This window comes from Pseudomonas sp. NFACC14, assembly GCF_900106885.1.
GTDB lineage: Bacteria > Pseudomonadota > Gammaproteobacteria > Pseudomonadales > Pseudomonadaceae > Aquipseudomonas > Aquipseudomonas fluorescens_AA.
Genome location: NZ_FNOA01000005.1, coordinates 237,520 through 250,081 on the forward strand (window position 1 = coordinate 237,520; position 12,562 = coordinate 250,081).

The window sequence follows — 12,562 nt, forward strand, 5'->3', positions numbered from 1 at the left end:
AAAACAAGCGGATTTCCGCTCACCACCAATCGAAAACAAGCGGATTTCCGCTCACCACCAATCGAAAACAAGCGGATTTCCGCTCACTCGACACCGCAAACCCCTCTAGACCGGCCCTCCAGCGCCTGGCACAGCTCCTGCTATAGCCCTGTCAGGCTGCGTTCCCGCGCGCTCCACAAAAACAATTAAATGAAGGATCCTTCAATGGATAACTCCAACGCCCTGCCCATTGGGTCGGCTGCCGTGCCCGCCCGTGAAAGAACCACCGCCAGCCGGATCAAATCGATCTTCAGCGGCTCGGTCGGCAACATGGTCGAGTGGTATGACTGGTACGTCTACGCCGCGTTCTCGTTGTACTTCGCCAAAGTCTTCTTCCCCAAGGGCGACACCACCGCCCAATTGCTCAACACCGCCGCGATCTTCGCCGTGGGCTTCCTGATGCGCCCGATCGGCGGCTGGTTGATGGGCCTGTACGCTGACCGCGCCGGGCGCAAACGTGCATTGATGGCCTCGGTGTACCTGATGTGCTTCGGCTCGCTGATCATCGCCTTGAGCCCGAGCTACGAAACCATCGGCGTCGGCGCGCCGATCCTGCTGGTGTTCGCTCGCCTGCTCCAAGGCCTGTCGGTGGGTGGCGAGTACGGCACCTCGGCAACCTACCTGAGCGAGATGGCGACCAAGGAACGTCGCGGCTTCTTCTCCAGCTTCCAGTACGTGACCCTGATTTCCGGCCAGCTCATCGCCTTGGGTGTATTGATCGTGCTGCAACAGTTCCTCACCACCGAACAGTTGTACGCCTGGGGCTGGCGCATCCCGTTCGCCATCGGCGCACTGTGTGCGGTCGTGGCGCTGTACCTGCGGCGCGGCATGGAAGAAACCGAGTCGTTCACCAAGAAAGAGAAGTCCAAGGAAAGCGCGATGCGCACCTTGCTGCGCCACCCCAAGGAACTGATGACCGTGGTCGGCCTGACCATGGGCGGCACCCTGGCGTTCTACACCTACACCACCTACATGCAGAAATACCTGGTGAACACCGTCGGCATGAGCATCTCCGATTCCACCACCATTTCCGCCGCCACACTGTTCCTGTTCATGTGCCTGCAACCGGTGATCGGCGGGCTGTCGGACAAGATCGGTCGCCGGCCGATCCTGATCGCCTTCGGTATCCTTGGCACCCTGTTCACCGTGCCGATCCTCACCACCCTGCACACCATCCAGACCTGGTGGGGTGCGTTCTTCCTGATCATGGCCGCGCTGATCATCGTCAGCGGCTACACCTCGATCAACGCCGTGGTGAAGGCCGAGCTGTTCCCCACCGAAATCCGCGCCCTGGGCGTCGGCCTGCCCTACGCACTGACCGTGTCGATCTTCGGCGGCACCGCTGAATACATCGCCCTGTGGTTCAAGAGCATCGGCATGGAAACCGGCTACTACTGGTACGTGACGGCCTGCATCGCCGTGTCGCTGCTGGTGTACATCACCATGAAAGACACCCGCAAGCATTCGCGGATCGTGACCGACTGACAGGGTTCAACCGCCACCGCAACGGTGACGGTGATGGCCCCATCGCGAGCAAGCTCGCGCCCACAGGATTAGCGTAAATCCCTGTGGGAGCGAGCTTGCTCGCGATTGGAGACAACTCGGTCTCAAGTCAACTCAGCAGTGCCCTGCTTGCCATAACGCTTCTGCGCATAGGTCGCGCCAGCGATCATCACGATCAATATCCCCGCCAACACCGCCGATGAACCGATGGTGCCGAAATCAAGGCCGCCTTTTTCATGAGGCTTGGTCATCAAGTCGCCCAGGGTCGCCCCCAGGGGACGGGTCAGCACGAACGCGATCCAGAACAACGCCACCGACGAAATACGGGTGAAGTACTTGAGCGCCACGACCACGGCAATGGTCGAGCTGATCAACAGTGCGCCGCCAGCGAAGCCCAAGCCCGAATCGTCGGCCAGGTAATCGCCGAGGGCAGTGCCCAACGTGTTGGAAAACAGAATCGCCATCCAATAGAACATCTCGCCGCGAAAGGTCTGCACCTTGGTGACATTGAGCGAATCACCACTCAGGCGCCAGGCGGCGAAGATCGCCAGCAGAATCGCAATCAGGATCATCGACCCGGTGGCGTAACCCAACTCCAGGGTGCGATCCATGAAATCTGACATCGTGGTGCCCGCAGTGCTGGTGGACAGGATCACGATCCAGTACAGCACTGGCTTGTAAGTCTTGGCCATCAACTGCGTGATCAGGGTCAGGACAAACACACTGATCAACATGAGCGAACTGATCGCGTAACCGACATCGAGGGTCATCGACAGCAGATCTCCCGCGGTTTCGCCAAGGGTCGTCGCGCAGATTTTCATGACCCAGAAGGCCAAGGTGATTTGAGGCAGTTTATTCATCGCAGGGCTCCGGAGTGTGGCAGCTGACTCTTGGGGTCCAGCCGTGGGGGCAAGTTGACATCGCGGCGGTGAAAAGCAGGTCCGTAATCTATGAAAAATCTGTCATTGAACTGGGATTAATCGCCCGTTAATGCACTTGCCACACCCTGGGTTCACTGAATCGATGACCTGCGCGACGTTCGCTCCGACGATGGAAGCGATTGAATACGCCGCCCTTAATATCTAGTTAATCGATTGTTTTTAGCATTATTTTGCGCTTTTTAATCAACTTAGTTGGCGTAGCATTCAACCCATGCAAGACACACATCGCCCACGAATCCGGAGTGACCACCATGAAAACCCAACTGATCCTCGCCCTGACCCTGTCCGTGTTGGCCGCCAACACCTTCGCCGCTGACGGTTTCGACAAGACCGGTGCCGCCTCCTTCGGTGCCAACGCCAGCGCAGCCATCGAACGCAGCCCTGCCGGTCATTACGCCGCCGACGGCTTCGACAAGACTGGCACCGCCGACGCCATCGCCGCCGATGGTTTCGACAAGACCGGCACCGCCGACGCCATCGCCGCCGATGGTTTCGACAAGACCGGCACTGCCGAAGCAATTGGTTGATGATTGAACGTCAAAAGATCGCAGCCTTCGGCAGCGCCTACGGATTGAACACGGTCCTGTAGGCGCTGCGGAAGCTCCGATCTTTTTTTGCATCACCCAATCTGGAAATAAAAGGCCCAGCCTTGCACTATTGGCCGCCTATGAATGCCTTTCCAGGAAACGCCCGCCATGCCCGATGACATCCATTACTACGAACCCGCCAACGGTCACGGCCTGCCACACGATCCATTCAACGCCATCGTCGGCCCGCGCCCCATCGGCTGGATTTCGTCCCAGGATGGCGAAGGCCGCTTGAACCTGGCGCCCTACAGTTTCTTCAACGCCTTCAATTACATTCCACCGATCATTGGGTTCTCCAGCGTCGGGCGCAAAGACAGCCTGAACAACATCGAACAGACCGGTGAGTTCGCCTGGAACCTGGCCACCCGACCGCTCGCCGAGCAGATGAACCAGAGCTGCGCGATGGTCGGCCCAGAGGTCAATGAGTTCGAACTGGCGGGCCTGACGGCCGCCCCGTCACGGGTGATCCAGGTGCCGCGCGTCGCCGAAAGCCCGGTGTCCTTTGAATGCAAGGTCACACAGATCATTCAATTGCAGCGGGCGGACAAAGGGCTGGTGCCAAGCTGGCTGATCCTCGGCGAAGTGGTCGCCGTGCATATCGCCCAGTGGCTGTTGAAGGATGGAGTGTACGACACCGCCGCCGCCGAGCCGATCTTGCGCGGGGGTGGGCCGGCGGATTATTTCCAGCTGGGGCCTGAGGCGTTGTTCAAGATGCATCGCCCCAAATAGAAGCTCGCCCATCACACTCTGTGGCGAGGGGATTTATCCCCGCTGGGCTGCGGAGCAGCCCCCAATACCTTCCTGACACTGAGTTGCCTGGACTGTTTTAGGGCCGCTTCGCGCCCCAGCGGGGATAAATCCCCTCGCCACAGGTGTAGGTCATCCCAACAGGTGACACGGGTTTACCAGACCAGCCCGCCCTCGTCGTCGACACCCTGGAGATGGGTGAGCTGCACGGCAGCGGCTTCATCGGCTTCGGTCGCGGTCTTGAAGCTCTGGTCTTCAAGCACCTTGTTGAAACGCGGCGCACCTGAGCCGCCGATGGCTTTGGTGGCAATGGCGGCGTGGTAACCACCGCCCTCCCTGGGAACAACGGCGGAAACAGCTTCAAAGGTTTCAAAGGCTTTACGTGCCATGTTTGTGCATCCTGGCGGTGGAAAATGACGGTCATTAAACCTTCAACCGGCCAGTTTGTGTACCTGTGCCCGGCACCCTTCGGTCGCCTGGGCGGCGGAGACTTCCCTGAAGGTGTGGAAATCCAGGCGGCTCACCACCAGGTCCTGCACCAGCTCGGCGAAAATCGCCATGGCCGGTGAGTTGAAGTAGGCGTCCATCGACGGCTGATTGACCCAGAGCCCGGACACCAGCCACAAATCAGCGTCGCATTGCGATTGCTGCAAGGCGAAGTGCAGGCAACCGGGCGCCTGGCGCGAGGGCGCGATCAGCGTACTCAGGCGTGCACCCAGTTGCTTGGAGCAACCACGGCGGGCCCGGACAAAAGCCATGTGGCTGACGGGGATCTGTGTAGTCATGCTCAACCCTCCCAGGTAATCCATTGTGCAGCCGGGGACAGGCTGCGACAGGATCAAAGGTTAAGCGCCACGACGCGAGCTTCGTTAGTCGATTCCTGCCGACCCGTTGCACAATCCTGCGCATCGGTTGCACAAGAGCCGCCATCGAACCCGCTGCCGACTGCGAAGTTGAAACAAAAGGTTTCAAGCAAGTTTCACCCGCATTGACCCGTCATGGCCCATTGCGCCGTGCAGGATCAGGCAAGCTTTCAACAGGATGTTGCTACCGCTGTGCCTTGCACAAACATAAGCTTCGTTCATCGCTCTCTATCGCCTGAGGATCACGGCATGTCGCCACTCGATCACGCCCACGTCCCGCTGGACACCTACCTGGAACAACAGCGCGCCGAACTGGCATCGATCATCGACCGCAACACCAGCGAAGACGGCACCTACGCCACGGCCATCGGCTCGCTGAACCTGTCGCGGCACAGCCAGCCGCACAAATTCGCCCCGGTGCTGGCGCAACCGGCGCTGTGCATCATGGCCCAGGGCAGCAAACAGGTGAGCCTGGCGGACGAGCTCTTCAACTACGATCCGCTCCATTACCTGGTGGTCTCGGTCTCGATGCCGCTCAGCGGTTGCGTCGCCGACGTTTCGCCCGAGCAGCCGATCCTGGCCCTGCGCCTGGACATCGACCCGGCGGAAATCACTGCGTTGATCGCCGATGCCGGCCCCTTGGGCGTGCCGACCCGCCCCGCCGGGCGCGGGCTGTATGTCGAACGCCTGGATACGCCGATGCTCGACGCTGTGCTGCGCCTGGCACGGCTGCTGGACACGCCGAAAGACATCGCCATGCTCGCGCCCCTGGTGCGCCGGGAAATCCTCTATCGCCTGCTGCGCAGTCCACAGGGCTACCGGCTGTATGAAATCGCCATCGCCAACAGTCAGAGCCATCGCATCAGCCAGGCGATCAAATGGCTCAACGGCCATTTCGAACAGCCGCTGCGCATCGATGACCTGGCCCGGGAAGTGAACCTCAGCGTCTCGACCCTGCATCACCGTTTCAAGGCCATGACGGCCATGAGCCCCCTGCAATACCAGAAGCAACTGCGCTTGCAGGAAGCCCGCCGGCTGATGCTGGCCGAAGGGCTGGAAGCTTCGGCGGCGGGGTATCGGGTGGGTTATGAAAGCCCTTCGCAGTTCAGCCGCGAGTACAGCCGATTGTTCGGCGCGCCGCCGTTGCGGGACCTGGCGCGGTTGCGGATGACCGTTTGACCTGGGTTTTGTGTCGGCTGGGCCGGCCTCATCGCGAGCAAGCTCGCTCCCACACGGGGTCTGTTGCGAACAGAGAATCTGTGTTCAATGAAGATCCCCTGTGGGAGCGAGCTTGCTCGCGATGAGGCCAGTAGAAACACCTCAACACTTCGATGTCCAGACACCCTGGTCAATCTCAATCAACGTCGGCCCCTGCCGCTCACGGGCGGCCAGCAACGCGGCACGCAGCGACGGCACATCGTCGATGGCTTGGGCAAAGCAGCCCAAGGCCTTGGCGACACCGATGAAATCCGGGGTGTAGATGTCCACCCCCACCGGTTCGATGCCGCGGTTGAGCATGTATTTCTTGATCTCTTCGTAGCCCTGGTTATTCCACAGCAGCACGATCACCGGTGTGCTCGCCTCCACGGCGCTGGCCAGTTCCGGCAGGGTGAACTGCAACCCGCCGTCACCGATCAGGCACACCACCGCGGGGCGGCCGTGACCCAGGTCCTTGCCGCCGAGCCAGGCGCCAATGGCCGCCGGCAACGCATAGCCAAGGGTGCCGTAGCCGGTGGAGGCATTGAACCAGCGGCGCGGCTGCTCCGGGTTGAAGGTCAGGTTGCCGGTGTACACCGGTTGCGTGGAGTCACCGACGAACACCGCCTCCGGTAGCGTCTGCAAGACCGTGTCGAGAAACACCGTCTGGGCGCGGGTCGCGGCGTCCCAACTGCCTTGAAGCTCCGCGCGCAAGCGGGCGGCACGCGCCGGTCCCCAATCGGCTTGGCGTTCGGCCAAGGGTCGCGGGCCCAATTCGTCGAGCAAGGCCCGGGCGGCGACACCGGCGTCGGCTACCAGCGCCAGGTGCGGCGGGTAGTTGCGCACGGTCTGGTCCGGGTCGATGTCGATGCGCAGCAGCGCGCCGGGAATCTCGAAGCCGCCGGCAAAGGTAATGTCGTAATCGGTTTCGGCCAGTTCGGTACCGATAGCCAACACCACATCCGCCTCGGCCACCAACGCACGGGTGGCCACCAGGCTCTGGGTGGAGCCGATCAGCAACGGATGGCGCGCAGGCAGCAGGCCTTTGGCATTGATGGTCAACGCCACTGGCGCGCCGAGACGTTCGGCCAGTTCGGTCAATTCAGCCCCTGCGCCAATGGCCCCGCCACCGGCCAGGATCAAAGGCCGTCGCGCCGTCGCCAGCAGGCCGGCCATTTGTTTTACCGCACCCGGTGCGGCACCGGCGCGGCTGATGTTCACCGGCACGCTGGCGAGCAAGGCATCGGCGTCTTCGACCAGAACGTCCAGCGGGATTTCAATGTGCACCGGCCGCGGGCGCCCGGCCTGGAACACCGCGAACGCCCGGGCCAGCACGCCGGGCAATTCGGCGGCGGACATCAGCGTGTGGGAAAACGCCGCGACACCGCCTACCAATGCAGACTGGTTCGGCAGTTCATGCAGCTTGCCACGCCCGCCGCCCAACTGGCTGCGCGACTGCACGCTGGAGATCACCAGCATCGGGATCGAATCGGCGTAGGCCTGGCCCATGGCGGTGGTGATGTTGGTCATGCCGGGGCCGGTGATGATGAAACACACGCCGGGCTTGCCGCTGACCCGGGCGTAACCGTCGGCCATGAAACCTGCGCCCTGTTCATGACGCGGCGTCACATGGCGGATACTGGAACGGGCCAGCCCGCGGTACAACTCGACGGTGTGCACGCCGGGAATGCCGAACACCTGCTCCACGCCATAACCTTCGAGTAACTTGACCAATACTTCTCCGCACGTCGCCATTGCCATTGCCTTTTTCTGGTCGGGTAAAAGGCCGCGCAGCACTAGGGAGCGGGCCCCTTTTGTCTTGGAGATGGCGTTATTGGAACGGGCGGGGCATGGCGACAACAATGGATAAAAAGTCATACTAGCCATGTCCTCACGTCATGGCTTGGATCGAAATGAAACGACTCCCCCCGTTACCGGCGCTGCACACATTTCTGATCACGGCCCAATGCTGCAACTTCACCCGGGCCGCCGAACAGCTGCACATCACCCAGGGCGCGGTGAGCCGGCAGATCGCCGGGCTGGAAGACCATTTGGGTTATGCGTTGTTCCAGCGCCAGGCACGCGGCCTGAGCCTGACCGCCGAGGGCCAGGCGTGGCTGCCACGGGTGCAGCAGGTGTTCGGCCTGATCGGCGAAGCGGTCCAGCAGATCGGCGAAAAGCGCCAGACCCTACAGCTAAAGGCCCCGACCTGTGTGATGCGCTGGCTGCTGCCGCGCCTGTTGCAATGGCAAAAGGAACGACCGGACGTGCCGGTGGAACTGACCACCACGGTCAGGCACGGCGTGGATTTCCAGCGCGAAGCCTTCGACGCCGCGGTGGTCTATGGCCCACCACCGGATGCCTCGCTGGCGTGCCTGCACCTGTTCGATGAACAGCTGACGCCCGTCTGCTCCCGCCCGATCCTGGAAGGACCGATACCGCTGCATGAACCCGCCGACCTGCAGCACCACTTGCTGTTGCACCCGGCCCTTGACGAGCGCGACTGGAACGCCTGGCTGGCGGCGGCCGGTGTGCACTTGAACCAGGTCAGCAAGGGCCAGCATTTCGAAACCCTGGACCTGGCGATGTCCATGGCCTCCCAGGGCACGGGCGTGGCGATTGGCGACTGGTCGCTGATCGGCGACGACCTGAGCGCCGGCCGGCTGGTGGTGCCGTTCGAACTGAAGGTCAAGACCGGGCTGGGTTATCACCTGGTGCACCCGCGCAAGCCCCAGGTTTCGGGGCCGTTGCTGGAGTTGATGGACTGGTTGGTGGCGCAGGCCCAGGTGCGATAGAAGCCATGTGCTAAACCCTTGTGGCGAGGGGATTTATCCCCGTTGGGTCGCGCAGCGCCCCCAAAGCCTAGCGCCTCGGTGTGTCAGGCTGATCATGTTCGATAGTTTGGGCCTGCTGCGCAGTCCAGCGGGGATAAATCCCCTCGCCACAAAAAACCCAGGCATCCGCTAGAGCAGATTCGGCGCCTGCGCCGGTTCGATCTGCGCCCAATGGGACGTGTCTTCGCGGTGCTGCTGCAGGTACGGCAACACCGCCGCCAGCAACGGCGCCTTGAACGCGTCCTGGAAGCGATGGGCCAGGCCCGGGATCAGTTTCAGTTGGCTGCCTTGGATGTGCGCCGCCAGGTGCACGCCGTGCATCACCGGCAGCAACGGGTCGGCGGTGCCGTGGACGACCAGGGTCGGCACCCGCAGTTGATTGAGCAGTGCTACCCGGCTCGGCTCGGCCATGATCGCCATGATCTGGCGTTTCACGCCTTCGGGGTTGAAGGCCCGGTCATAGGCCAGTGCAGCCTGATGCAGCAAGGCCTGACGGTCATCCACCACCATCGGGCTGCCCAACGCGGCCAGCAGATCGGCCTGCTGTTCAAGGGCCATTTCGCGATTCGGAGCTCCGCGCCGGGACAACAGTTGCACCAGTCTTTCACTGGGCGCGGGCAAGCCGGCGGCACTGGAACTGGTCATGATCAGGGTCAGGCTTTCAACCCGCTCAGGCGCCATGGCCGCCATGTGCTGGGCGATCATCCCGCCCATGCTCGCGCCCAGTACATGGAAGTTTTGCACATGCAACGCGTCCATCAGCCCGAGCCCGTCGTCGGCCATGTCGGTGAGGGTATAGGGCGCGGCCACGGGCAAGCCGAGTTTGTAGCGCAGGGCTTCAAAGGTCAGGTTGGCGCTGCCGGGCGCCTGGCGCCAGGTGCTCAGGCCGACATCGCGGTTATCGTAGCGAATCACCCGGAAACCCTGCTCGCACAGGGCGACCACCACTTCGTCCGGCCAATGGATCAACTGCCCACCCAGGCCCATCACCAACAGCAATGCAGGATCCGAGGCACGGCCAATGCTCTGGTAGGCCAGGCTGACCTGATCCAGATCGACCCGTTGGGTCGCAACATTGACATCGCAACGAGACGCCGCCATCGACGGCAGGCCGAAAAACAACGCGGCCAGGAAAATAAGTACACGCATGAAGAAACACCGAAACGCAGAACCCCAGTAGAGCGCGAGTCTGATGAAGTTTGTTCAAGCGCGCTGCCACAGTTGCGTGACAGTTTGATGAAGATTGCGTAGGAGCTGCCGAAGGCTGCGATCTTTTGACCTTGATCCGCTGTTTTTTTGCACGCTTGACAAGTGTCTGAGGAAAGATCGCAGCCTCGTTGCACTCGACAGCTCCTACAGGGTGCAGCCCAGCGGGAGCAAGCTGCCTCGCCACAAAAAAGCTCCCCTTGCCAGGGACAGGCTGCTCGCCCGCAACAGCCGGGCCTCAGGCCAACTGGCTGCGCAACTGCCGCGCCGCCGCCACCATGTTCACCAGTGCCGCTTCCGTCTCGGGCCAGCCCCGGGTCTTCAGCCCACAGTCGGGGTTGATCCACAGCCGCTCGGCGGCGATGCGTTTCACCGCCTTGTTCATCAGCGCAACCATCTCGGCCGTGTCCGGCACCCGTGGCGAGTGGATGTCGTAGACGCCCGGGCCGATGTCGTTCGGGTAGTCGAACGCTTCGAACGCTTCCAGCAACTCCATGTCCGAACGGGAGGTCTCGATGGTGATGACATCGGCGTCCAGGTCGGCGATGGCCTTGATCACGTCATTGAACTCGCTGTAGCACATGTGGGTATGGATCTGGGTGTCATCACCCACGCCCGATGCGCACAAGCGGAACGCCTCCACGGCCCAGTCCAGGTAGTGCTGCCATTGTCCGCGACGCAGTGGCAGCCCTTCGCGGAACGCCGCCTCGTCGATCTGCACGATTCTGATCCCGGCCTTTTCCAGGTCCAGCACCTCGTCGCGCAGGGCCAGGGCCAGTTGTCGGGCCTGGACCTGGCGCGACACGTCTTCGCGGGGGAACGACCACATCAGCATGGTCACGGGACCGGTGAGCATGCCCTTCATGACCTTGTCGGTCAGGCTTTGCGCGTAACGGATCCAGTCGACGGTCATGGCTTTCGGGCGGCTGATGTCGCCGTAGATGATCGCCGGCTTCACGCAACGCGAACCGTAACTCTGTACCCAGCCGAAACGGGTGAAGGCGTAGCCGTCCAGTTGCTCGGCAAAGTATTCCACCATGTCGTTGCGCTCGGCTTCACCGTGCACCAACACGTCCAGGCCCAGGCGTTCCTGGATCTGCACGGCATGGCGGATCTCGGTGTGCATGGCGTCCTGATAGTCGTTGGCCGACAACTTGCCCTGCTTGTAGGCCTGACGGGCCAGGCGTATGGCCGGGGTCTGCGGGAAAGAGCCGATGGTAGTGGTAGGAAAGGCCGGCAGCGCCAGGCGTGCGCGCTGGCGTTCGATGCGCTGGGCAAACGGTGAATGCCGCTGGCTGTCCTGTGGCCCGATCGCCGCCAGGCGCGCCTGGACCTCGGCTTTGTGAATGCGCGCCGAGCCGGCGCGGCGGGCCTGCACCTCGCGGCTGTCGCTCAAGGCCTGCTGCACGGCGGGGGCCTGTGGATCGTTCAGCGCATCGCGCAACACCGCGACTTCACCGCACTTCTGCACGGCGAAGGCGAGCCAGCTCTTGAGTTCGGGATCGAGCCGGTCTTCACGCTCCAGGTCCACCGGGCTGTGCAACAAGGAGCACGAGGTACTGACCCAAAGGTTGTCGCCAAAGCGCTCCTGGGCCGGTTGCAATTGCGCCAGCGCCTGTTCCAGCTCGCAACGCCAGACGTTGCGACCGTTGACCAGGCCCACCGAGAGAATCTTGTAGGTCGGCAGGCGGTCCAGCACCTGGCCCAGTTGTTCCGGGTCACGTACCGCGTCGATGTGCAAGCCGTCCACCGGCAGGCTCACCGCCAGGCCGAGGTTGTCTTGCAGGCCGCTGAAGTAGGTGGCCACGAGCTTTTTCAACGGCGAGTACTGGAGGATGTGGTAAGCCCGCTCGAAGGCGCTCCTCCAGGCCAGGGGCAGGTCCAGGGTGAGGATCGGCTCGTCGATCTGCACCCATTCCACGCCCTGGGCCTTGAGGCGGTTGAGGATTTCACCGTAGACCGGCAACAGGCGCTCCAGCAGGTCGAGCTTGTCGAAGGCCTCGCCCTTGGCCTTGCCCAGCCACAAGTAGGTCAACGGGCCGATGATCACCGGTTTGACCCGGTGGCCCAAGGCATGGGCCTCGTCCACTTCGTCGAACAACTGTTCCCAGCTCAGGGCGAAGGTCTGGTCGACGGAAAACTCCGGGACCAGGTAGTGGTAGTTGGTGTCGAACCACTTGGTCAGTTCCTGGGCGTATTGCGCCTGGCCGTGCTCGGCACCGCAGCAGCTGGCCGTGGCGCCACGGGCCATGGCGAAAAGGGTGTCGAGGGTCGGCCGGCCCTGGGCATCCAAGGTACCGTGGAAACGTTGCGGGACGGCGCCCAGGGTCAAGGTGTGGCTGAGCACCTGGTCGTACCAGGCAAAGTCGCCGACGGGCAGCAGGTCGATGCCGGCGTCTTTCTGCAGTTGCCAGTGCCGGGCCCGCAGTTCACGACCCACGGCTTGCAACGCAGCCGGGGCCAGGTCGCCTTTCCAGTAGGCTTCGAGGGCTTTCTTCAATTCGCGGTCGGCGCCGATGCGGGGAAAACCGAGGGTATGGGCCAGGGCCATGGTGTGCGTCCTCCTGTAAAAGATGGCGCCATTGTCGACAGCTCGACCTGCATGAGACAAACTCAACCTTTTCGTGTTGATCACAAGTTTTACT

General features: G+C 62.3%; 11 protein-coding genes. 5 read left to right on the plus strand and 6 right to left on the minus strand.

The genetic code is table 11. The features are described 5' to 3' along the window. Positions 1-204 precede the first annotated feature (204 nt). Positions 205-1,524, plus strand: coding sequence for an MFS transporter (locus BLU85_RS11205; RefSeq protein ID WP_060740863.1), 1,320 nt, complete (start codon positions 205-207; stop codon positions 1,522-1,524). 122 nt (positions 1,525-1,646) lie between these two features. Here BLU85_RS11205 and BLU85_RS11210 read toward each other — a convergent pair whose 3' ends face one another. Next, positions 1,647-2,402, minus strand: a complete 756-nt coding sequence (locus BLU85_RS11210) for a COG4705 family protein (protein ID WP_092205127.1) — start codon at positions 2,400-2,402, stop codon at positions 1,647-1,649. 332 nt (positions 2,403-2,734) lie between these two features. Between BLU85_RS11210 and BLU85_RS11215 the strand changes: the two genes are divergently transcribed. Together BLU85_RS11215 and BLU85_RS11220 are read left to right on the plus strand one after the other, a co-directional pair. Further along, positions 2,735-3,010 (plus strand): hypothetical protein, encoded by a 276-nt coding sequence (locus BLU85_RS11215; protein ID WP_092205128.1) that lies wholly within the window; start codon positions 2,735-2,737, stop codon positions 3,008-3,010. 168 nt (positions 3,011-3,178) lie between these two features. Next, positions 3,179-3,799 (plus strand): flavin reductase family protein, encoded by a 621-nt coding sequence (locus BLU85_RS11220; protein WP_092205129.1) that lies wholly within the window; start codon positions 3,179-3,181, stop codon positions 3,797-3,799. A gap of 173 nt (positions 3,800-3,972) precedes the next feature. On the opposite strand, the gene BLU85_RS11225 is transcribed toward BLU85_RS11220, so the two are convergent. Together BLU85_RS11225 and BLU85_RS11230 are read right to left on the minus strand one after the other, a co-directional pair. Next, a complete protein-coding gene (locus BLU85_RS11225) occupies positions 3,973-4,206 on the minus strand; it encodes a hypothetical protein (protein ID WP_092205130.1) in 234 nt (77 codons plus the stop codon). A 42-nt stretch (positions 4,207-4,248) separates the two neighbouring features. Further along, entirely contained in the window at positions 4,249-4,602 is a 354-nt protein-coding gene (locus tag BLU85_RS11230; protein ID WP_092205131.1) for a putative quinol monooxygenase, read from the minus strand. Positions 4,603-4,929: 327 nt separating this feature from the next. Here BLU85_RS11230 and BLU85_RS11235 point away from each other — a divergent pair, with 327 nt between their 5' ends. Then, positions 4,930-5,859: an AraC family transcriptional regulator gene (locus tag BLU85_RS11235; RefSeq protein ID WP_092205132.1), complete on the plus strand. Its 930-nt coding sequence runs from the start codon at positions 4,930-4,932 to the stop codon at positions 5,857-5,859. A 141-nt stretch (positions 5,860-6,000) separates the two neighbouring features. Here BLU85_RS11235 and BLU85_RS11240 read toward each other — a convergent pair whose 3' ends face one another. After that, positions 6,001-7,632, minus strand: coding sequence for a 5-guanidino-2-oxopentanoate decarboxylase (locus BLU85_RS11240; protein ID WP_092205133.1), 1,632 nt, complete (start codon positions 7,630-7,632; stop codon positions 6,001-6,003). 158 nt (positions 7,633-7,790) lie between these two features. On the opposite strand from BLU85_RS11240, the gene BLU85_RS11245 reads away from it, so the two are divergent. Continuing rightward, positions 7,791-8,672, plus strand: coding sequence for a LysR substrate-binding domain-containing protein (locus BLU85_RS11245; RefSeq protein WP_092205163.1), 882 nt, complete (start codon positions 7,791-7,793; stop codon positions 8,670-8,672). Between the two features lie 168 nt (positions 8,673-8,840). Here the strand turns inward: BLU85_RS11245 and BLU85_RS11250 are convergent, their stop codons facing one another. Both BLU85_RS11250 and metE read right to left on the minus strand, forming a co-directional pair. Further along, positions 8,841-9,860, minus strand: coding sequence for an alpha/beta fold hydrolase (locus BLU85_RS11250; protein WP_092205134.1), 1,020 nt, complete (start codon positions 9,858-9,860; stop codon positions 8,841-8,843). 295 nt (positions 9,861-10,155) lie between these two features. Further along, positions 10,156-12,468, minus strand: a complete 2,313-nt coding sequence (metE, locus tag BLU85_RS11255; protein ID WP_092205135.1) for a 5-methyltetrahydropteroyltriglutamate--homocysteine S-methyltransferase — start codon at positions 12,466-12,468, stop codon at positions 10,156-10,158. Positions 12,469-12,562 lie beyond the last annotated feature (94 nt).

Bases quoted from the DNA above. Each gene is read 5' to 3' on its own strand.
- BLU85_RS11240 (WP_092205133.1), bottom strand. From the start codon at position 7,632: ATGGCGACGTGCGGAGAAGTATTGGTCAAGTTACTCGAAGGTTATGGC.
- BLU85_RS11220 (WP_092205129.1), top strand. From the start codon at position 3,179: ATGCCCGATGACATCCATTACTACGAACCCGCCAACGGTCACGGCCTG.
- BLU85_RS11235 (WP_092205132.1), top strand. From the start codon at position 4,930: ATGTCGCCACTCGATCACGCCCACGTCCCGCTGGACACCTACCTGGAA.
- BLU85_RS11210 (WP_092205127.1), bottom strand. From the start codon at position 2,402: ATGAATAAACTGCCTCAAATCACCTTGGCCTTCTGGGTCATGAAAATC.
- BLU85_RS11230 (WP_092205131.1), bottom strand. From the start codon at position 4,602: ATGACTACACAGATCCCCGTCAGCCACATGGCTTTTGTCCGGGCCCGC.
- metE (WP_092205135.1), bottom strand. From the start codon at position 12,468: ATGGCCCTGGCCCATACCCTCGGTTTTCCCCGCATCGGCGCCGACCGC.
- BLU85_RS11250 (WP_092205134.1), bottom strand. From the start codon at position 9,860: ATGCGTGTACTTATTTTCCTGGCCGCGTTGTTTTTCGGCCTGCCGTCG.
- BLU85_RS11205 (WP_060740863.1), top strand. From the start codon at position 205: ATGGATAACTCCAACGCCCTGCCCATTGGGTCGGCTGCCGTGCCCGCC.
- BLU85_RS11215 (WP_092205128.1), top strand. From the start codon at position 2,735: ATGAAAACCCAACTGATCCTCGCCCTGACCCTGTCCGTGTTGGCCGCC.
- BLU85_RS11225 (WP_092205130.1), bottom strand. From the start codon at position 4,206: ATGGCACGTAAAGCCTTTGAAACCTTTGAAGCTGTTTCCGCCGTTGTT.
- BLU85_RS11245 (WP_092205163.1), top strand. From the start codon at position 7,791: ATGAAACGACTCCCCCCGTTACCGGCGCTGCACACATTTCTGATCACG.